Source organism: Streptomyces sp. NPDC001604 (assembly GCF_042893475.1).
In the GTDB taxonomy this organism is placed as follows: domain Bacteria; phylum Actinomycetota; class Actinomycetes; order Streptomycetales; family Streptomycetaceae; genus Streptomyces.
This window is the reverse complement of the sequence record NZ_JBIAUY010000021.1, coordinates 155063-174745: the sequence shown is the minus strand read 5'-3', so window position 1 is coordinate 174745 and position 19683 is coordinate 155063. Positions and strand designations below refer to the sequence as shown.

The following is a 19683-nucleotide window of genomic DNA, read 5'->3' as shown; positions in this document are numbered from 1 at the left end:
CCCGAAGGAGTCCGGCTCATGGCCGTCAAGAAGATCTGGACCATCAACCACACCTGCGGAGACACCACGCAGGTCGATCTCTCCGACCGTCCGGCCGACCGGCGTGCCGGCTACGCCCGCTGGCTCGCCGAGCGCGACTGCACCGACTGTTGGCGCGCCGCCCAGGGCGAGGACACCGAGTCCAAGGCAGAGTGGCTGGCGAAGAAGCGCGCCGCGGAGCAGGCCGAAGCCGAGGAGTGGTCGACGCGGTACCGGATGCCTCCTCTGGAGGGCACCGACCGCGCCATCGCCTGGGGCACCCGCTGCCGCCACCAGCTCATGGCCGCCGCGTACACCGCCCTCGTCGTCGAGGGCACCACCGGCGAGGCGGAGTGGGCCGCCGTCGAGGATGCGGCGCGGCCGCTGACGCGTGCCGGGTGGTGGCTGGATCAGCGCGACGCCGACCCCGGTGATCTGCCCGAGCTGCTGGCCGCCGCCACTGCGGGCGACCGGCCCACCGAGAACCCTCACTTCTGACCCGCCCGCGGAGGCCTCCATGTCCACCACGCCCGATGTCGTCATCACTCGCGAGCCGGACGGCAACGTCATCGCCGAGGGCGGAGACAAGCTGGCTGTCACCCTCCTCAAGCGTGCCGGGTTCGTCATCGAGACCACGCCGCGTTCCTTCTGGTACCGCCTCCCCTGGGACATGGGCGAGAAGCGCGAGAACCAGATGGCCAGCTATGCCGCCCGGATGCTCACAGCGGTCGGCTACCGGGTCGAACTCGATCCCGGGCTGGACGTCACCGGGATCGCCACGCCCACCGATCCCCTCGGCAGGCGCGTTTACGGGCAGCAGATCCTCTCCTTGACCGATCAGCTCAACGGAGCCGAGACGTACGCGGGGGCGGCCGACTTCGTCGAGCACGTCGTCGATCCGGACGACGGTGTCCTCGTCCGACTCAGCGAGTTCTTCGAGGCCGCCGCCGTACAAGCCAACGTCGCCGACACCGATGACGGCTGGGACTTGTCCCACATCTTCGAGGACGCCGCCGCCACCCTCACGTCTCTCGCCGAGGACGTGCGCGAAGCCGGCCAGCAGATGCAGAGCCTCGGGCCACCCCAGAAGCGGAGCTGGCAGGAAGGCGTCGCCAGCTACTACGCGACCGCCCCTCGCGCGGGCACCAGCGTCACGCCCGCCGCCGACGGGCCCTCCGCCACACCACCCACCACGCCCCGGCCGGGCCGGTCTCGCTGACCGTCCCCGCCTTCCGTCCAACTCTCCTGCCTACCGCCACAACCACCAGGAGTCCGCTCGTGATCGCCAGAGCAACGTGCCGCCCCGCCACCACCCGTAGGTCCGCACTCCCCTGGATCCCGCCTTGCCATCTCCGCGCACCAGCACGCCCTCGACCACCACCGGCACCGACTTCCTGCTCTACCTCCTGATCGGCATCGCCGGTCTCGGCATGGGGGGAGGCTCGTTGGCCTGGCTGTTCGGCAATCTCGCCAACACCCTGGTCGGCTCCGATCCGTGGGCCGCCTTCCAGCCGACCAACGCGCTCCTGCACCCTGAACTCGTCTGGCCGCATCTCGCCCGGCCCGCCGTCCTCACCGGCTGCTACCTGCTGCCCGCCGCCACGCTCACCGCAGTAGCCGTCCTCGGTGCCCGCCTGTGGCTGCGCGTTCGCCGCAACCCCAACGGGCTGGCCGATCGGCGCGACCTGGCCGACCTGCTGCCCAGGAAGATCGCCGCGAAGGCCATCGACCTGCGGCCCAGCCTGAAGGGCACCAAGCCCAAGGACATCGCCCCGGACGACCGCGGCGTACTGCTGGGCACGCTGAAGCCGGGGGCCACCGAGGTCCGCTCGTCCTGGGAGGACGTGCTCCTCGCGATCATGGCGCCCCGCTCCGGGAAGACCTCGGGACTGGCAATCCCCGCGATCCTGCGCGCCCCCGGCCCGGTGCTGCTGACCTCGAACAAAGCGGCACGCGACGCCTTCACGGCGACGCTCGACGAGCGCTCCCGGGTGGGCACGGTGTGGACCCTGGACCCGCAGCAGATCGCCCACGCCCCGCAGACCATGTGGTGGGACATCCTCGCCGACGCCCACGATCTCGCCGGGGCCCGGCGGCTGGCCGGACACTTCGTGACCGCCTCCGTGGACGAGTCCAGCGCAGGCGACTTCTGGTCCACCGCCGCCGCCAACACCCTCACCGCGCTGTTCCTCGCCGCGGCCCGCGACCGCCGGCCGATCACCGACGTGCTGGCCTGGCTCGCCTCGCCCGCCGACCGCACCCCCATCGACCTTCTCCAGGACGCCGGCCTCGACGGCGTCGCCGCCCAGCTCCAGGGCACCGTGGCCGGAGCCGTCGAGACCCGCGACGGCATCTTCGAGACCGCCCGGCAGTACGCCAGCTGCCTCCTCGACCCGGGCATCGCCGCCTGGGTCACTCCTCCAGGCGGCTTGGAGAAGGTCCGGGAGTTCCAGCCGGAGGTGTTCGCGACCAGCAAGGACACCCTGTTCCTGCTGTCGAAGGACGGCGGCGGCTCCGCCTCGGCGATCATCGCCGCAGCCGCCGACGCGGTGATGCGCGCGGCCGTCATCCAGGCCGAACGCGACGGCGGGCGCCTGGACGCACCGTTGCTCGCGATCCTCGACGAGGCCGCCAACGTCTGCAAGATCTCCGACCTTCCGGACCTCTACTCCCACCTCGGGTCCCGGGGCGTCATCCCGATCACGATCCTGCAGTCCTACCGCCAGGGCGTACGGGTCTGGGGCGAGGCCGGCATGGACGCCCTGTGGTCCGCCGCGACGATCAAGCTGGTCGGCTCCGGCATCGACGACGCCGACTTCGCGGACAAGCTCTCCCGCCTCGTCGGCGACCACGACGTGCGCACCGTCTCCGTGTCCACCAGCGAGTCGGGCAAGTCCACGTCGGTGTCGACGCGTCAGGAGCGGGTGCTGCCGGCCGACGCGATCCGGGCCCTGCCCAAGGGGTCCGCGCTGCTGCTGGCCACCGGCGTGCGTCCCGCCCTTCTGGATCTCAAGCCCTGGTATCGCGAGCCGGACGCCGGGCGGCTCGGCGCCGCCTCCGCCCAGGCGACCGCGGCCATCACCGAGCGGGCCTTGGCCAAGCAGCTGCACCGCGACGACTTCGGTCCGGCGGCATGACCACCCCGGCCCGGCGCGACGCGCGTACGAGACGCGGGGGAGTACGCCCCGCACCCTCGCCGAGCCGCTGCTCGGCCTCCCCTTCCTCTTGAGGTGCTCCCATGTCCCACCCCGTACCAACCTGGGCTTCCGTCCGCCCGTCCGAGCGGCTTGCCGGCACTCCGGCCGTACGCCGCGGCAGCGCATGGTGGCTGGTCACCCCGACCGGCGCCATGTCCGCCTCGGACCCCGTCTTCGCCGGTGAACTGGACCGCTTCGCCGCCGACATGGCCGCAGCCGACCGTGCCGTCGCGCAGCTGCGCGCCGAGCGCACGACCCCGCGGAAGGACCAGCGGTGAAGCCGCTCGTCCAGGCCGAGCAGGCGGTCCTGGGCGCGGTCTTCGTCGACCCAGGCCAGCTCGACCGTCTCTCGCCCTGGCTGCGGCCCGAGCACTTCTACCGTCCGGCCCACGCCGCCCTCTACGCCGCAATGCTCAAGCTCCACGCCGACGGCCACCCGGCCACAACGGTGAAGCACGGAGACCCGATCCCGCTGTCCTGGGTGACGGACACCGTGCAGGAGGCGAGCACCCGGACCCGTGGACTGACCGCGTCGTACGCCCACTCCTTGATATCCGCCTGTCCGCGCCCCACCCATGCGCCCGTCTACGGGCGGATGGTCCTGGAAGGCGCCATCCACCGCAGCGTCACCCAGCACGCCATCCGCCTCCACCAGGCCGCGCGTGCCGACGCCGTCCGCGGTGGAGTCGAGGAGACGGTCCACCACGCCCAGATCCTGTCCGAGGTGCTCGCCGATCTTGCTCACCGGTGGGGAACCGAGCCGCGCCCGATACCACCCCCGGAGCCGATCACGTCGCCCGCCCAGCAGCCGCAAGTCGTCGACGAACAGGTCCTCGCCGACGAGGAGTTCCTCCTCGGCTGCATCAGCGCCCGGCCCGAGCAGCTCCTCGACGTCGTCGACTGGCTGCGTCCGGGGGACTTCGCGGACATCGGCCATCAGCAGATCTACCGCGCTCTGGGCGCCCTGCACCACCGGGGCGAGCCCATCGACCAGCTGACCGCGCTGTGGGAGACCCAGCGCCGTGGTGCGCTGTCCGATGGGACCCTCGACGCCGAACGCGTCCTGCGCATCTGCGACCCGCTGTCCTTCTCCGGGGTGGCCGAGCACTTCGGCCAGCAGGTCGTCCAGGCCTCGCTCGTCCGCACGGCCGCCGCCGTCGCTCGGCAGGTACGCGCACTCGCCGACGACGAAGCCCTGGCCCCAGGCCGGCTGATCGGCTACGCCCTGCACGCTCTCGGTCCGCTGGACGACGTACGCCGCCGCTTGCACCGCACGCACGAAGCCGATCCCGAGCCGCGGCGGCCGACCAGTCGGCCGGGTGCGTCGCCGCCTGCCGCCCGCATCGAGGCGGCCCGAGCCCGCAGCCGCCCTACATCTGCCCCGGCCCCCTCGGCGCCGGTCGCGGCCTCGTGCACCGCGCTTCCCGACCGGCACAACCATCGGAGTCCGTCATGACCGACCACACCGGACGAGCGGGCCTGGAGAAGGACGAACTGTACGCGCTGGCTCGGGAGTTCGAGCAGCTCCGGACTGAAGTGGTCCAGTCATACACACACAGCTCCCTGCCCGACCTTGCCACCGCATCCCATCATCTCGGCGCACTGACGGGACTCGTGAAGGACCTGTCCGACGCGGTCCTCTTCCGCGCCACCGACAACGATCCGGGACTTGACTTCGGCCCGGTCATCGACGCCTACACCAGCGCGTCCGCCCCGGCGGGACGCGCCGTGAACAACTACACCGAAGCCTACGAACAGCTCGGATTCCTGCGCAGGCACGCAGAAGCACCACGCTCAGCGAATCTGCTCGACGCCCGCCAGTCCGCGTTCGACGTCGCGCAGGACCGGCTGGACCTCACCGTGGACTCGTTGCAGGAAACCTTCGTCACGCTGCGGCGTGCTGCCGACCGGATCGACGGCACTCCACCTCGTGTCCTCGCCGCGCTGAGCCGCTCGGCACGCCCAACGAACTCGATCTACCGCGTCCCCGCGACGCTCCCCGCAACCGCGCCAACCCGTCTCGCCTACATGCCGGTGTCCCGACATGCGCGCTGACTTCCCGACCGCGCCGCCCCAGCCGTCGATCGGGAGCCTGTGTTCCGGGTACGGCGGTCTGGATCTCGGCATCCAGGCGGTCCTCGGCGGAACGATCGCCTGGCATGCCGAGATCGATCCGGGAGCGGCCCGGACCCTGTCCCGGCACTGGCCGGCCGTGCCGAACCTCGGCGACATCACGGCCGTGAACTGGGCCGACGTCCCGGAGGTGTGCGTCCTGACGGCGGGGTTCCCCTGTCAAAGACGTCTCGGTCGCCGGCCGTCGCGCCGGACTGGCTGACGGCACCCGGTCCGGCCTGTGGTTGCACGTCGTCCGTGCCATCGAAGCCCTCAACCCCTAATCCTTGAGTAAGCAGTTCCGGTTCACCCCGTGGCGGGCGGTCCGGACTGTCTGGTGGCGGATGCCTGGGCTTCTCCTGGCCGGTGAGGCCTTCTGACAGAGCGGCACCGTCGCCGCGGTGGATTTCGCGGTGGTCACGTGGGCTCCGAGCGGATGCCTGCTCAAACCCCTGGTCCTCGAGGCCTTCAGGCAGAGTGGTGGCGCTCGGCGTCTTCGGGCCACCGCGAAACCCGCCGACGGGTACCAGACGTTGATCGTCGTGGTGTGAGCCCGCCGCACGGTGACCCCCTCGAACTCCGCGAGCCCTTCGAGCTCTGGCCAAGACCGGGACCCGCGCGGTGCGCTGGTGCCGCGAACGGCTAGTGAGATGGCGGACCGACGAGTCCTGGGATTAGGTCGCCGCGTGGCCCGCACAGGCCTGCCACCTGCGCAAACAACAGCTCCGAGGAGAACGACTTGAAGATCTTCTGCGGCATCGACTGGGCCGAGCACCACCACGATGTCGCCCTGGTCGACGACACGGGCACTCTGCTCGCCAAGCGCCGCATCACCGACGACGCGGTCGGCTACCGGATCCTGCTCGACGTACTCGCCGAGCACGGCGACACGCCGCAGGAGCCCATACCGGTCGCGATCGAGACGGGCCGCGGCCTGCTGGTCGCCGCCCTGCGGACCGGCAAGCGGCAGATCTTCGCCGTCAACCCTCTGGCCGCCGCCCGCTACCGCGACCGGCACGCAGTTTCCCGCAAGAAGTCCGACCCCGGCGACGCCCTCGTGCTCGCCAACATCCTGCGAACCGACATGGCCATGCACCGGCCGCTGCCCGCCGACAGCGAACTCGCCCAAGCGATCGCGGTCCTCGCCCGCGCCCAGCAGGACGCCGTCTGGAGCCGCCAGCAGCTGGCCAACCAGGTCCGCTCGCTGCTGCGCGAGTACTACCCGGCCGCCCTGGAGGCCTTCCAGACCAAGCAGTACGGCCTGACCCGCCCCGACGCCCGCGCCATCCTGACCGCCGCACCGACCCCCGGCACGGGAGCACGACTGACCCTGGCCCAGCTGCGGGCCGCCCTCAAACGCTCCGGGCGGCAACGCGGCATCGATGCCGAAGCCGAGCGGCTTCGGGCCGTCCTGCGGACCGAGCACGGCCGCCAGGCGTCGGCCGTCGAGGACGCCATGGGCATCCAACTCCTGGCTCTCCTGCGGCAGTTGGATGCCGCATGCGCCGCCGCCGACCAACTCGCCGAGGCCGTCGAAAGCCGCTTTCACGAGCACCCCGACGCGGAGATCTTGCTGAGCTTCCCCGGACTGGGCGTCCAACTCGCCGCCCGAGTCCTCGCCGAGATCGGCGACGACCGCACCCGGTTCGCCGACGCCCGCGCACTCAAGGCCTACGCCGGCTCCGCCCCGATCACCCGGGCCTCCGGCAAGAAGCACTACGTCGGCCGCCGGTTCGTCAAGAACAACCGGCTCATCAATGCCGGCTTCCTCTGGGCCTTCGCCGCACCCAACGCCTCTCCCGGAGCCAAGGCCCACTACCGGCGACGGCGCGACCACGGAGACTGGCACGCCCAAGCCCAGCGCCACCTGCTCAACCGCATGCTCGGCCAGCTCCACCACTGCCTCAAAACCCGGCAGCTCTTCAGCGAAGATCACGCCTTCACCTCCTCGCTGGCGATCGCGGCTTGACTTCCTGGACACGTGAGATGTCTGCCTGGTGGTGATCGAGAATGTCCGGGGGCTCCTCACCTCGCCCGCCGGTTCCCCTGGCGACGTGGAACTCTGCCCGTGGTGTCTGGGAGACACCGCAGGCCAGCCTGCTGTGCGCGCACTCGGTGCCGTACTCGGCTCCCTGGCCGACCTCGGGTTCGATGCGCGCTGGTGCGTGCTTCGCGCCGCTGACGTCGGAGCCCCACACCGCCGCGAGCGGATCTTCCTCGTCGCCTGGCCCTCCGGACGGATCACCGCTGCTCAAGACGCCGACCAGCAACCTGGGATCCAACGGGGGCAGCCAGCACCCGGCGAAACGCAAGCAGGGCGGCCACGGCCCGAACCTGGCGGACGAGATCGAGTGGCTCCTGCCCACCCCGAAGGCCTCGGACGGCACCAAGGGCTCACCCAACCAGCGCCACGGCAACGGGGACTTGACCCTGCCCTCGGCGGCACGCCTGCGCACCGCCCCGGATGCCACGTCCACACGCACGGCCGGACAGCGGAAAAGCACGTCGAGCAGGACTCCGCTCACGCAGTCGCTGCCGCTGTCCGAGCGTCCGTCGGCCACGGGGGACGGGCCGAGATCTGGGGGCCGTATGCCGCCGCGATCACCCGCTGGGAGCAGGCCACCCGTCCCGCGCCTCGGCCGACCGACGACGCCGGCCGCCTCAGCCCGCGGTTCGTGGAGTGGATGCAAGGCCTTGCGCCCGGCTGGGTGACGGGCACGCCGGGGCTGGGGCGCCCCGCCCAACTGACCGTTCTGGGCAACGGAGTTGTGCCCCAGCAGGCCGCCCGCGCCCTGCAGATCCTGGCCCCGCCCGGGACCGTGTGCCGCCATCGCGCGCCGCGCTGACCTGGGCCTTCTACACCCACTTTCCCGGCCGGGCCAAACCCCCGTTTCTCCGGAACCTCGTCACCCCACCCACCAGAACCTGCACCAGGGGTAGCCATGTCCGAACCCGCCCACGAGAGCGAACCGGTGCGCATACCGGACCACGACCTCGATGACCTCGTCGCCACGGTCGCCCGGCTCGTCGCCGAGAGCCGCAGGCAGGGCGAGACGCTCGCCCGGCTCACCGACGACCAGCCCGCCCCACAGGACGGCGAACCAGCCGATCCCGAGCGCCCTGAAAACCCTGCATCCGCCTCCGGCCCGACCGGAGGCAACACCAACGGCACCAAGGAGGACGCGCCAGCCTCAGTCTTCATCCTGGCGCTCGGCGCCCAGGCGTACGCCGTGGAACTGGCCGCGCTGACCAACTGGGTGCACAACCTGCTCCTGCCGGTCTACGGACGAGAGATCACCACCGGCCGCCCGTGGTGCCAGCAGTGGCAGGAGCACCCCGAGGCCGTGGCCCGGCTGCACGCCCTCTGGCTCGCCTGGCAGCAACTCACCGACGTCCAGGCCGGCCTCACCGGCCCCTCCACCTGGCACCGCGACCACCTCGACCCGGCACTACTCCAACTACGCACCCCAGATGGCCCGTTCGGCGCCTGCACCACCAGTGCGGCCCGACCCCACCACCGGCTGCTGGCCTCGCCCGAGCCCGCCGGAGCCTGAGATGGCCGACACCTACGAACCCCCTGCGCCGGACTACCGGCTCGACGGCTTCCAAGCCGCCACCGAGCAGATCGAGGACGACTTCTCCTCCGTCACGCTCTCGGACGACCTGTTCGTCCCCCTCACCGAGCACCACAGCGCCGACGGCCGCAACAGCTACCTGCTGCTGCACGACCGGTCCGCGATCTGGGACATCCCGGGGATGGCGGAGTACGTCACGCTGCACATCACCCGCGACGTCCAGCAGCGCACGTTCGACTTCGCCTCCGAGCGTCACCCGGTCGTTCCGCTGGCGCAGAACTGGCTGATCCGTCAGGGCTTCCCGCAGGAAGTCGTCAGGGGATCCCACCCCCACGGGCCCCGCCCTGCCGACGGACTCACGGCACATCTTGAGGACCTGCTCCGGGCCAACTCCGGCAACCGGTACGAGGTCCTCGACCACTACACCGACAACCCATGCTCCTTCGACGTCGGCGTCGAGGTCCGCACGCTCGTCTACGACAGCCATCCCGACTCCGCGGATGCGCCGTATCGCCTCTTCCTCGAAGAGACGACCAAGGACATGCGCTCCTACACCGTGCGGGAGGGCGCCTTCACCAGCGCCGAAGAGGCCGACACATGGATCATGGAGCGGGAGTCGCCGCTCCCCCTGGCACCCGCCCCACCGGGTTCCGTCGGCCGCAGGGCGGCAGCCGCCCGCGCTCGCTCCACGGTCACGGGCAACGGCCTCGCCATAGCTCCGGCACCCGTATCACCACCGCGTTCAGCGACCGGACCTGCCCCGACGCACTCCCGTGGACACGCGCCATGAGCCGCGCACGGTACGCCTTCGCCGCCCATCCCGAGGCCCTCGCCGACCTGCGCGCCGTCCCGGAGAACATCCGCGACCTGGCCCTGCTCGAACTACAGCACCTGGTCCACGGCAACGAACGCGGCGCCGCCCTCCAGCGCGAACTGGCGGGCTGCCACAAGGTCTACGTAGACCCGGAAACCCGCTGGCGGCTGGTCATCCAGTACCGGGACGCTCCCGCCTCCTCCCAGCACAAACGGGAGATCTACCTCCTCGCGGTCGGCGAGCGTCAGGACCAGGCCGCATACCGCACCGCAGCCCTGCGGCTGGAGCGCGAACGGGCGGCCACCGCCACGTCCCCACACGACCGGCGAGCCCAAGCCGCCAGGGCCCGCTCTCCTCAGCACCGCGGCGGGCAGCCGGTCGCCACTACCCAGCAGCCTGCGGCAACGACCACCGCCACGAACCGCGCCACACGGTCCCGCTGACGGCACTCAACCACCCTCCGGAGAACCCCACCGTGCCCGACCTCTCCACCACGCCCACCCGTCACACCGCACTCGTCGACCAGGCCGTCGGCCGCCTCTCACCGCGTTGGACCACCTGGGCCCTGCAGACCATCCAGCAACGCGGCCCCATGCGCCTGGCCGACATCAACTCCGCGCTGCCATGGGTCGGTGTCCACGCCATGGCCCAGATCGTGCGCCGCATGCAGACCAGCAACCTCCTGGACCGGCCTCAGGTCGGGGTATACGACCTCACACCGGTCGGCCGCGGCACTCACGACGTCCACCGTGCGCTCTCGGCCTGGCACCGTACCCACCTCGCTGACGACACGTCGTCGCTCGCGGAGGCTGAGCGCGTAGAGGACGCACTCGGCCGGCTGCGCGGGAAAGGCACAATCCCTCTCCTCCATGCTCTCGCGCAGTACGGCCCCCTTCCCAACGGTGCACTGCGAGACGAAGCCGCACTGGCCACCGGCTCCTTCCACTACCGCATCACGCAGCTCCAGACCGACCAGCTCATCACCCGGACCAGCCCCTTCTCCGGCCGCGGCTCTGAGTACACCCTGACGTCTGCGGCCCGCGGACTCACGCCGGTGTACGCCGAACTCGCGGAGTTCGCCCGCAAGGCACACCCAGCGGCAACTCCACCGGACCAGTACGGCGCGATAGCTCAGCAGGCCGTACGGGCGAGCGCGGCCGTACGCCGCAGTCCTGCGGCTTCCTCCGAACTCTTCTCACACGTCTCCGCCCCTCAGCCGCGTGTCCCTGCGTACGTCACTGCGCTCTCTCACCCGTCCCGGGCCAGGTGACTCAAGTGTCCGCAGTCAGATTCCGACACGCGACCGCGCCCAGGTGTCAGCACACGGGCGGCTCAGGCGCCCGTTCCCCACCTCTCGAAGGCCCTCTCATGCCCAGCCCAGATCCCTTCGCCCTCGACCCGAATTCGGATGTCCTGATCAGCCCCGGCTACCTCGCCGGTCCCGGCGACAGGCACAGCATCTTCAACACCCTTGATCGTGCACCTAGTTGGACCAAGACCGTCGCCTTCGGCACCGACACCTACTACACCAGCCCGTGCCAGCGCGTGCGCGTCGCCAACACCGTGGAGAGCTTCTACGGTGGGTGGACCATCTCCTACGCCGAGGACCCGCTCGGCGTCCCCGACTGGATCACCACGTTCGACCGGAACACGCCGAACGAGATCGTGGCCACGTTCACCAAGACCCTCGTCGACGGACTGCACAACAACTTCGCCGACTACCTCGGTGGTGGCCGGCACTACACCAGCACCAGCCCCGCGTCCCTGGCCGCGCGGCACCGGTGGGAGCCAGCACACGGCTCGCGGCCGTTCCGTATGGTCTCGCCCGACGGCCACGCCGCGTACCAGATGCGCGTCGGCTGGCTGCACGAGTACGACGAACTGCTCACGCCCGAGAAGTCGACGTGGCGCATGTCCGCCGGCCTCGACCCCGTGTACACGCCGAGCTGGCAGGCCTTCTTCAGCCGGTACACCCCGCAGCACCTCATCGCGGCCTCCACCGCCGTGTTCACGGGCCCCACCCCCGTGCCGCGCGCCCTGGACAACATTCCCGACCGCCACCGCCCACTGGTCTCGGTGACCCGCGCGGACACAGCCAAGCCCGATCCACGGGCCGAGGCGGCGCTGGCCCGCAGCGCCCACGCCCGGGCGATGCACACACCTCCGCCCCCGACCGCGCCCACCACGCTCGCCGCACACGTCGGTTCCCGACGGCAGCGTTAGCCTTCCCAGTCCGGGAGTCCCACCGTGCCAACACCTACCCTCAGGCAACTGCCCACGTGCACGAGAAAGCCGAGCCCGGCGAGCCGAGCGGCAATATGACGGCCGATTCCCTTGTTGGCACCGGTGACGAGTGCTGTGCGATCGTTCATGACGGCCACGGTCCTCCGGCCGGCGCACTGCTGCCAGGGACAACCTGTACCAGGCAGCCGGACGGCTGCAACCCGATGGCCTCAGGATCTCAGAACCGGTGAAGCCGAAGGAGGAAGCGGCATGGCGAGGCAGGAGCTGGCCCGTTTCCTGCGGGACCGCCGCGCGGGGCTGCGGCCCGACGACATGGGGCTGCCGGACGGGACGCCCCGCCGCAGCCGGGCCTGCGGCGCGAGGAACTGGCCGAGCTGGCCCATATGTCGGTCGACTACGTCTTACGCCTCGAACAGGCGCGCGGACCGAGACCGTCCGCCCGGATCCTGGACGGGCTGGCCGGGACGCTGCGGCTCAGCCCCGCCGAGCGCGACCGCCTCTTCCGGCTCGCGGGCTCGGCCGCGCCGCCGCCCGGCACTGGTCCCGTGCGCCGGGCCCGCCCGAACGTGGCCCGCATGCTGGAACGGCTGCCGGAGACCGCCGCGATCGTCACCGACGCGGCGTACGGAGTCGTCGCCTGGAACGCGCTCGCCCAGGAGCTGCTCGGCGGCGACCTCGGGCATGGGACGACGAACCTGGCCCGGCGCCGCTTCCTCGGCGCGGGGCGGATGTACGAGGGCTCCAGTGCCGAGGAGTTCGGGCACATCGTGGTGGCACGCCTGCGCCGGGCCGCCGATCGCTATCCGCACGACCCCTCCCTCGCCGCCCAGCTGGCCGAACTGCACACCCGCAGCGCGGAGTTCCGGCAGCTGTGGGAGCTCCGCCCCGTGCACGCACCCGGCCACCGAACCAAGACCGTCGACCACCCCTCCCACGGCCCGCTCCACCTCAACTGCGATGTCCTCCTCGTCCCCGAGGACGACCAGGAGGTGGTCCTGATCACGGCGGACCCGGGCACGCCGTCGGCGCGAGCACTGCGCGAACTGGGCCGGATCCCCTCGGAACCAGCCTGACGGCTCGTCAGGGACGGATCGAGATCGTGTAGTTGGCCATGCCGCGTGCCGAATCGACGAAGATCCGGAACGGGCCCGCCCATCTCGGGGTGATCGTGCAGAAGGCGTCACTGTCCGGTGCCGTGTCCCAGGCGACGAGGAGGCCGTTCTCGTCGTACACGCGGACGTCGAAGTCGACTGTGGACCGGTCCGGAAGGACATAGATGCTGTACGTGACGTACGCGCGCAGCATAACGTCGTAGTAATCGGAGCTCCCCGGCCAGACGCGTCCTGCCCCTACCAGTGGCATATCGCCATTCCCCCTGACGCCATCACGAATCGAAACCTCTCAGCAGGGCGGCCCGCTCTCGCTGCACCCAGTCCGTGGTGGGATCGAGCCCGAGCGACCGGTCGAAGTCGAGCAGAGCCTGCGCGTACTCGCCGAGCGCCTTGTACGCAAGTCCGCGGAACGCAAGCGCGATCGCGTGGTCCGGATCCAGCTCCAGCGAGCGGTCGAGGTCGTTCACAGCCTCCACGTAGTGCCCGAGCTCCAGATAGGAGGCGGCACGGTCGCGCAGCAGTACCGCCTCGTTCGCCTGCTGCTCGGCCACCTGATTGAGATCCCGCAGTGCCTCGCCGTAACGCGACGACGACCAGTACGCGTCTCCCTGGACAGGCCGTGCGGACAGGTCGTCGTACTCGATCTCATACGCCTCTCCCCAGTCGGGCCTCCCCTCGCCGCCTGACCGGTCCGGCATCGCGACGGGCGCGCTCGTGACGGACGGGCTGGTGACTGGTGGGCTGGCGACGGGCAGCATGGGCGTGAGATCGGGATCGAGGGCGAGGGCGCGGTTGAAGTCCTCCACGGCGGCGGTGTTGCGGCCGATGTCCTGGTAGGTGGAGCCTCGGGTGAGCAGCGCCTGCGCGTTGTCGGGTACCAGCTCCAGCGCCCGGTCGAGATCCCGCAGTGCCTCCTCGTAGCGCCCCAACTCCCGCCAGACGGCTCCCCTGGCGTGCAGAGCGATGGCGTTGTCAGGCTCCACCCTCAACAGGTGGGAAAGGTCTCGGAGTGCTTCGTCGTAGCGCTGGAGATCCCGATAGGCCGTTCCCCGGACGACCAGAGCCATCACGTCGTCGGGCTTCAGACGCAGTGCGAGGTCGAGGTCGCGGAGCGCCATGTCCGGTCGCCCTGCATTCCAGTGCGTCATGCCCCGGTCCGTCAGCGTGGACGCGTCGTCCGGTTGGAGCCGCAGTGCCTGGTCCAGATCGCGCAGGGCCTCGTCGTAATGCTCCAGCTCCCGATGGGTGGCTCCCCTTCCGTGCAGGGCAGAGGCGTTGTGCGGCTCCAGCCTCAGCAGCCGGTCGAGATCTCTCAGCGCCAGGCGGTACTGCCCGCGTTCCCAGTACGCGGCGCCTCGTTCGAGGAGCGCACCGGTGTGGTCCGGTTCCAGTACAAGGGCTCGGTCGAGGTCCCGAAGAGCCTCGTCTCCGTGACCGCACTCCGCTCTGACGGCGCCTCGGTCGACGAGAGCCTCCACATGGTCCGGCGCCAGTTCGAGTGCCTGGTCGAGATCGCGCAGGGCCTCCTCGTACTGGCCGCCTTCACGGTGCGCGGCCGCCCGGGCGATCAGTCCGGTCAAGCCGTTCGGGTCGGTCGGCTTGGGTTCACCACCGGCCCGGATCTCCGTCACCCCGCCAGGAGCCGGGTCGGTCTCGCCGCCCTTCGCGGCCTGCCCGGTTTCTGTGTCCGCATGACGCGGCTCTTCCCGGATTTTCGGGGCTTCGGCGGAGGCCTGCTTCTTCATCACGTCGAAGATCCGGCCGTCGGGTGCGCGTGAGAAGAGAACCGGAGTAGCCCACTCGAAATTGCTCACCTCGCTGAGAATCGCGCGGCGCCCTTCATACACCGCCGCATCCAGCGGGTACCCGTCAGCTATCGACTCATAGAACTCTCGGGCGAATTCGATGGCAGCGATGTCGGTGATGGCGAACTGCATGGCCACGACTGCAGGCAGACCCCGCTGGATGAGACTCTGCGCCGTTCCGGCGAACGGATCGCTCTCGTCGCCCCTGCCTCCTTCGCAGGCACTGAGCACCGCCAGCCTTACGCCGTTGTCGGAGAGCAGTCCGCCGATCTCCCCTCCGCTGACTTCGCGCTTCCGCCCCTGCCGGTCCTCCAGGAACAGAACACCGTCCTGCCAGTCCCGAAGATAGGCGCCATGCCCGATGAAATGGAACACGTGCGGCTTGGACCGGCGCAGAAACTGCTGCAGGTCGACCAGCGTCCCGCGCTCCAGTCGTTCGACACTGACCTGCCCGTCGGCCCGCAGGCCCGCGAGGGCACCGTTGATGTGCCGCCACTCCTGCTCCACATCCAGCTTCGGCAGCTCCGCCGGGCTCGAGATCATGACCAGCACGCGCAGCGGAGCCCGGACGGTGACCGGCTGCGGACGGTTGTCCAGTTCCAGATAGCGCACCAGGGGAGTCCGCACCGAGTGGGCGAAGAACCGGCTGTGTTCCGAGTCGTAGAGGAATTCCCAGGGAAGCTCGGCGATCTTCGCCGACGAGCCGAGCCGGAGCAGGAGGCGCAGACCCTCACCGGTGTGGTCGACCATGCGGAGACTGGTGTCCAAAGCGAATTTCAGGCGCCCCTGGAACAGGGCCTCATAGAGCCGGGTTCCGAAATCCTTCAGCGGCGCCAGCTCGGGATTTCCCGGACCACGCGTTGCCCCCATCCTAGGCCGACCTATTCTGAGCAGAAAATTCTCCAGCTCCAGTCCGGACGGCAGTTTGAAGTCCTTCTCGGATTCGTACTCACCGACGGGAGATCTCACCCGAGCCCGATACTTGTCGACCTTGGTGGGTTCGATAAGAATTTCGAAATCTTGATACGTGATCACGATGCGCAGCCCCCGCCTGCGAACGGCAGGCCATCAGTCACACGACCACAGCCGCCCTGCCGACAGCCGCATCATACTATCCCGGAGCAAAGCGCGAGCTGGCTAGTACTCGTCCGGAAAATTAACCCCTTCCCCGACAGATATCCGGTAGCAGATCTTCCCTTTGTCACCCTGAGGGAAGGGCGGGGATCACAGGGAATCGAGGGAAAAAAGGGAGTCAAAACACAGCGACCAAAGAGACCTCCATTCAACCTCCGCTGCCGTAGGGCCTCGTGAGGATCTCCAGGTTGTGGCCGTCGAGGTCGTCGAAGTACGCGCCCCAGCCGCCGTCGTTGTGGTTGATCTGGCCGGGTCGGCTGTGGCGCGGATCCTCCCAGTAGGTCAGGCCGGCGCCCCGGATGCGGGCGAAGATCGTATCGAAGTCCTCCTCGGACACGAGGAACGCGCAGTGCTGCGGGACGATCTCCCCGGGGTGTCCATGTAGTCAAGGGTCACGCCGTTCAAGTCGCCAAGGGATCAGCCGAGCGCAGAGACGGGGCCGGCATTGGCTCTCAAAGGGAACCGTCGGCCTCGGCGTCCACCAGTCGCGCCAGCTCCCCCATGCTCAGTTCGATCCGCCGTCCATCAGCCATCCGGGACCGCCCCACCGACGCCGCCTCGACGTCGTCGACAGCCTCGTCATGCGCGCGAATCTCCTCGCTACTCAAGCCCGCTCCTCCCCTTCTCTCCACCAGGCCGCTCAAACGACCGCTCCCGCACCAGCTGAGAGGACGGCCGTTTCATTCCGCATTGGACGGACACCAGCCGCTGTATCCGCGGCCAGTTCGCCCACGGCAGAGGCACACCGCGGGCAACGACTGGAGACACAGCCCAAGACCATGTCAACGTACGGGAGCCCGGAAAAACCGCAGGTCAACGAAGGGTTCTCTGTTCGTGACGCTCACCGCCACAACCACGTCCAGGCCTCTTGCAGAACTTCCTCCGCCCGCCCTCGCCAAGCGTGAGTGGCTTCTCGAATGCCACTGCGCCCGACCCGTGACCGATCTTCTCAAGGACCAGGGATGGGACGTCGTCACCGAACTGGACTGCAACGTCCACTGCTCCAGCCCCGACGGACGCGTGTACGTGGGCTTTCTCCCTGAAAGCCGGGCGACAGCACGCGGTGAGCTGTGGCACATCCACGTCACGGACAAGGACGACACCACAGGCTGGCGCCAGACCTTAGGTCCGGATACCCCGACACAGGTCGTCGCCGGGTTCCTCGCCGCACTGATCATCTTCCCCACCCGCTACTGCACCTGCGTGTGACACCCACTCCGCGCTCATCGCCCAGGAGACCGCCTTGACCCACAAGATCACCATTGGCCAACTGGTTCATCAGCTCCAGACCTTCGACCCCGACCTGCCCGTCTACCTCGCCATCAATCCGGACTGGCCTTACTCCCACCTCATCGGCCGCGTCGTGGAGATCACTGGATCGAACGGAGCCGTCTACATCTCTGAAAACGGCCAGGAGGGCGTGCTGCCGCCCGCCGTGCGCAACCAGCTGGACTGGGCCGACGTATGACGTGCCACCCGCGTACACGGCCCGCTGCGTCGCCGCTCAACTCCTCCAGCTCCTCCCAACACCTGCTCCTCAGGGACCTGATCCGTCACCCCATGCCAAGGTCGGTGCGCGGCGCACTCCTCCGCCGCGTACCGTCTCATCCCGCTCAACCGATTCACGCGGTGTGGATGACCGACCTGAAGACCGAGCGTCTCCATCCTGGCTCCGTCCTTCTCAGCTGGGAGCCCAGTCTCGGGGACGGAATGGATGTGACCGCTCACCTCCGTCTGGCCACGGCGGAGGTACTCCTCGCCAGGTGGCCGAACCTCCACGGCGACTGGACCGCCGTCGTACACCCCACCCTTCACGAGGTCATTGGCCTTCACACCGCGCTGTCCATCGCCACCGACGCGCTGCACCTCGCCAACCACCTGGCGACCCGCTGACGATCCATTCCGTTCGCCGCGACCTTCAAAGCACTGCCCCAAGATTGGGGCAGCGCTCGTGGCGTTGGGACATCGCAGTCCTGTCCCAGACAGCCGAGTGCCTTAATGCAAACCGCCGGTGCGTCCATGAGCGCGACTAAGGGCTGCCCTAAGGATCAAACGACCGTCGTGTGCGGCGCCGCTCGGCCTGGTCGAGCGGGGGTGAGCGGCGAGTGATTTCGCCGGACGAGTCTTGACCGCCCACCTCCCTCGGCGCCGCCCGGGTTTTGCCGTGTCCGGCTGCTCGCCACACAGCTGCTCGGATAAGCCTTCCGAGCCGGTTGCCGGGGTTTCCTGGCTACTCCATCAGAAGGTCCAGCAGGGTGACCACTGCGACACCGATCCCTATGGCCATGCCCAGCTCAGGGTTTCGGTCAGCCACAATGACGGTGATCGCGCCTGCCAGGAGCAGGACGGCCGTACGCACGCCGATCTGCCGGTCGTTATTCACCTCGCCCTCCCGACTCAGGGTCACCCGCCGGACTGGCCGAGCCGCGTGCCACCCGGGCCAGCTGTTGCCGAACTGCCGCCGCAGCGCGGGCCTTGTGGCGGGCTCTGAGACGGTTGATCTTGCGACCTACCCGCTTCCCCATGGCGACCGGATCAGCGGCGCCCGCGAGGAGAGCGGCCTCTTCCCAGGAAGCCACCCCTGGACAGGCGCGGGCCAGCATCACGACGCGTTCCTCGGGCTGCAGGGCGCGTAGCAAGGCGCCAAGCCGGGCGTCATCAGGCCCGTCGTAAGGTGAGGCGTCCTCCCAGCTCAAGCCGCCGGCCACCAGGTCGTAGAGGGTCCTGTCCTTCCCCGTGGGTGTGTCAAGCAGCAGAAGACGGGAGTCTCCCGTTTCACGCCGCCATAAGGGAGCGAGCTGCTTGTGAATGATCCGGGCTTCTGTTTCGAGACGATCCATGGCCGAACGGCTGCTGCCTGAGTCGTTCAGCAGCGGCTCTGTCCAGCTTCCCAGCAGGGCGGTGGACACCGCCTCATTCCATCGCTCCGAACGGTGCAGGCCCAGCACGAGCGAAGCAAGCTTGGCTACAGGCTCGGCCTTCCCCTGAATCGCCGCCTCACGAGCTTTCAGCGCCGTAATGGCGTCGAAGTGGACGCCGGCTACCGAAACGTCCCCATGGGCCCGGCCATCTGACGCCACGCGCATCCCGGCGACGAACTCGACCTCCAAGGTGATCTGCTTGAGATGTGATGCTGCCGCCGACCGCAGACTTGGCCAGTCCTTGAAGGGGCGGACCGCCACAATGCCATGAACACGTACGGCGTAGATCCCGACCTGCACCTTCACGAAGGCCAGGCTTTTCACCGCCTTCAATGCATCCGCACCAGGGAACGCGGTCGAAAGCATCTCGAGCAGCAGGTCTTCGGCGCACTCGACAACCTGCTCGTCCGAGAGATCGACGAGTGTGGTTCTGGCGGCAGCGAGATCGGCGAGTCCTTCTGCCAGGCGTGCGAGCACGTTGAGGTTGGATGAACAGAGCGTCCGCGGAGCCGGTGCCGACTCTGTGCGGGTCGGCACGCCATCCCGCCGGTGAGTACGGTTTTGACGCGGCCGAGGTGGTTCTTGAGGAGCATTCTTGCCAGACATGGGGTGCACTTTCCACCCGATGCGTAGAGACGCCTTCATCTATCGGCGGCGGCGCACCCCCTGGAGGGACAATAAACCTGACCGTCGATCGTGTGATGCTGGTCACATCCCGCGAGAGGCGGGTCCCCACGGACACGTCCACCGC

At 69.3% G+C, this 19683-nt stretch carries 22 protein-coding genes and 4 pseudogenes; 19 read left to right on the top strand and 7 right to left on the bottom strand.

The annotated features are described in order from the left end of the window. Positions 1-18: 18 nt before the first annotated feature. The 15 genes and pseudogenes from ACFY1E_RS40125 (at position 19) to ACFY1E_RS40055 (ending at position 11939) form a co-directional block, all read left to right on the top strand. Entirely contained in the window at positions 19-516 is a 498-nt protein-coding gene (locus ACFY1E_RS40125; protein ID WP_389085482.1) for a hypothetical protein, read from the top strand. Positions 517-535: 19 nt separating this feature from the next. Further along, positions 536-1237, top strand: a complete 702-nt coding sequence (locus tag ACFY1E_RS40120) for a hypothetical protein (protein WP_389085480.1) — start codon at positions 536-538, stop codon at positions 1235-1237. 124 nt (positions 1238-1361) lie between these two features. Continuing rightward, entirely contained in the window at positions 1362-3155 is a 1794-nt protein-coding gene (locus ACFY1E_RS40115; RefSeq protein ID WP_389085477.1) for a type IV secretory system conjugative DNA transfer family protein, read from the top strand. Positions 3156-3256: 101 nt separating this feature from the next. Continuing rightward, positions 3257-3493: a hypothetical protein gene (locus tag ACFY1E_RS40110; protein WP_389085475.1), complete on the top strand. Its 237-nt coding sequence runs from the start codon at positions 3257-3259 to the stop codon at positions 3491-3493. Then, complete coding sequence (locus ACFY1E_RS40105) at positions 3490-4671, top strand: DnaB-like helicase N-terminal domain-containing protein (protein WP_389085473.1); 1182 nt, start codon at positions 3490-3492, stop codon at positions 4669-4671. The genes ACFY1E_RS40110 and ACFY1E_RS40105 overlap by 4 nt, the downstream gene beginning before the upstream one ends. Next, complete coding sequence (locus ACFY1E_RS40100) at positions 4668-5270, top strand: hypothetical protein (protein WP_389085471.1); 603 nt, start codon at positions 4668-4670, stop codon at positions 5268-5270. Before ACFY1E_RS40105 ends, ACFY1E_RS40100 begins: the two co-directional genes overlap by 4 nt. After that, positions 5260-5550, top strand: coding sequence for a DNA cytosine methyltransferase (locus ACFY1E_RS40095; RefSeq protein ID WP_389085469.1), 291 nt, complete (start codon positions 5260-5262; stop codon positions 5548-5550). Before ACFY1E_RS40100 ends, ACFY1E_RS40095 begins: the two co-directional genes overlap by 11 nt. A gap of 516 nt (positions 5551-6066) precedes the next feature. Then, positions 6067-7296 (top strand): IS110 family transposase, encoded by a 1230-nt coding sequence (locus ACFY1E_RS40090; RefSeq protein WP_389085467.1) that lies wholly within the window; start codon positions 6067-6069, stop codon positions 7294-7296. Positions 7297-7324: 28 nt separating this feature from the next. Beyond that, a pseudogene (locus tag ACFY1E_RS40085) lies at positions 7325-7507 on the top strand (C-5 cytosine-specific DNA methylase); the annotation flags it as partial. A gap of 495 nt (positions 7508-8002) precedes the next feature. Then, on the top strand, positions 8003-8173 hold the full coding sequence (locus tag ACFY1E_RS40080) for a hypothetical protein (protein WP_389085528.1): 171 nt from the start codon (positions 8003-8005) through the stop codon (positions 8171-8173). Between the two features lie 96 nt (positions 8174-8269). Continuing rightward, positions 8270-8881 carry a DUF4913 domain-containing protein gene (locus tag ACFY1E_RS40075; RefSeq protein ID WP_389085464.1) on the top strand — a complete coding sequence of 204 codons (612 nt, stop codon included), beginning with the start codon at positions 8270-8272 and terminating at the stop codon, positions 8879-8881. Position 8882: 1 nt separating this feature from the next. Continuing rightward, positions 8883-9692: a hypothetical protein gene (locus tag ACFY1E_RS40070; RefSeq protein WP_389085462.1), complete on the top strand. Its 810-nt coding sequence runs from the start codon at positions 8883-8885 to the stop codon at positions 9690-9692. Beyond that, positions 9689-10159 (top strand): type II toxin-antitoxin system RelE/ParE family toxin, encoded by a 471-nt coding sequence (locus ACFY1E_RS40065; protein WP_389085459.1) that lies wholly within the window; start codon positions 9689-9691, stop codon positions 10157-10159. The genes ACFY1E_RS40070 and ACFY1E_RS40065 overlap by 4 nt, the downstream gene beginning before the upstream one ends. Positions 10160-10191: 32 nt before the next feature. Further along, positions 10192-10986: a winged helix-turn-helix transcriptional regulator gene (locus tag ACFY1E_RS40060; RefSeq protein WP_389085457.1), complete on the top strand. Its 795-nt coding sequence runs from the start codon at positions 10192-10194 to the stop codon at positions 10984-10986. 98 nt (positions 10987-11084) lie between these two features. Further along, positions 11085-11939, top strand: a complete 855-nt coding sequence (locus tag ACFY1E_RS40055) for a DUF317 domain-containing protein (RefSeq protein ID WP_389085455.1) — start codon at positions 11085-11087, stop codon at positions 11937-11939. Between the two features lie 47 nt (positions 11940-11986). Here the strand turns inward: ACFY1E_RS40055 and ACFY1E_RS40050 are convergent. Beyond that, positions 11987-12088 (bottom strand): annotated as a pseudogene (locus ACFY1E_RS40050) (short-chain dehydrogenase); the annotation flags it as partial. A 121-nt stretch (positions 12089-12209) separates the two neighbouring features. On the opposite strand from ACFY1E_RS40050, the pseudogene ACFY1E_RS40045 reads away from it, so the two are divergent. Further along, positions 12210-13033, top strand: a pseudogene (locus ACFY1E_RS40045) (helix-turn-helix transcriptional regulator). Between the two features lie 7 nt (positions 13034-13040). Here the strand turns inward: ACFY1E_RS40045 and ACFY1E_RS40040 are convergent. From ACFY1E_RS40040 to ACFY1E_RS40025, 4 genes and pseudogenes are all read right to left on the bottom strand, one after another. Further along, positions 13041-13265, bottom strand: coding sequence for a hypothetical protein (locus tag ACFY1E_RS40040; protein ID WP_389085452.1), 225 nt, complete (start codon positions 13263-13265; stop codon positions 13041-13043). A 79-nt stretch (positions 13266-13344) separates the two neighbouring features. Further along, a complete protein-coding gene (locus tag ACFY1E_RS40035; RefSeq protein ID WP_389085450.1) occupies positions 13345-15747 on the bottom strand; it encodes a tetratricopeptide repeat protein in 2403 nt (800 codons plus the stop codon). Positions 15748-16159: 412 nt separating this feature from the next. After that, positions 16160-16413 (bottom strand): annotated as a pseudogene (locus tag ACFY1E_RS40030) (VOC family protein); the annotation flags it as partial. 50 nt (positions 16414-16463) lie between these two features. Continuing rightward, a complete protein-coding gene (locus tag ACFY1E_RS40025; protein WP_389085447.1) occupies positions 16464-16619 on the bottom strand; it encodes a hypothetical protein in 156 nt (51 codons plus the stop codon). Between the two features lie 328 nt (positions 16620-16947). On the opposite strand from ACFY1E_RS40025, the gene ACFY1E_RS40020 reads away from it, so the two are divergent. The 3 genes from ACFY1E_RS40020 to ACFY1E_RS40010 all read left to right on the top strand — a co-directional run bounded on the left by ACFY1E_RS40020 (position 16948) and on the right by ACFY1E_RS40010 (position 17904). After that, a complete protein-coding gene (locus ACFY1E_RS40020; RefSeq protein WP_389085445.1) occupies positions 16948-17220 on the top strand; it encodes a DUF317 domain-containing protein in 273 nt (90 codons plus the stop codon). Between the two features lie 34 nt (positions 17221-17254). Then, on the top strand, positions 17255-17479 hold the full coding sequence (locus ACFY1E_RS40015; protein ID WP_389085442.1) for a hypothetical protein: 225 nt from the start codon (positions 17255-17257) through the stop codon (positions 17477-17479). Positions 17480-17727: 248 nt separating this feature from the next. Then, positions 17728-17904 (top strand): hypothetical protein, encoded by a 177-nt coding sequence (locus ACFY1E_RS40010; protein ID WP_389085440.1) that lies wholly within the window; start codon positions 17728-17730, stop codon positions 17902-17904. Positions 17905-18241: 337 nt separating this feature from the next. Here the strand turns inward: ACFY1E_RS40010 and ACFY1E_RS40005 are convergent, their stop codons facing one another. Together ACFY1E_RS40005 and ACFY1E_RS40000 are read right to left on the bottom strand one after the other, a co-directional pair. Next, positions 18242-18394 (bottom strand): hypothetical protein, encoded by a 153-nt coding sequence (locus ACFY1E_RS40005; RefSeq protein WP_389085438.1) that lies wholly within the window; start codon positions 18392-18394, stop codon positions 18242-18244. After that, positions 18387-19409, bottom strand: coding sequence for a hypothetical protein (locus tag ACFY1E_RS40000; RefSeq protein WP_389085435.1), 1023 nt, complete (start codon positions 19407-19409; stop codon positions 18387-18389). The genes ACFY1E_RS40005 and ACFY1E_RS40000 overlap by 8 nt, the downstream gene beginning before the upstream one ends. Positions 19410-19683: the final 274 nt, after the last annotated feature.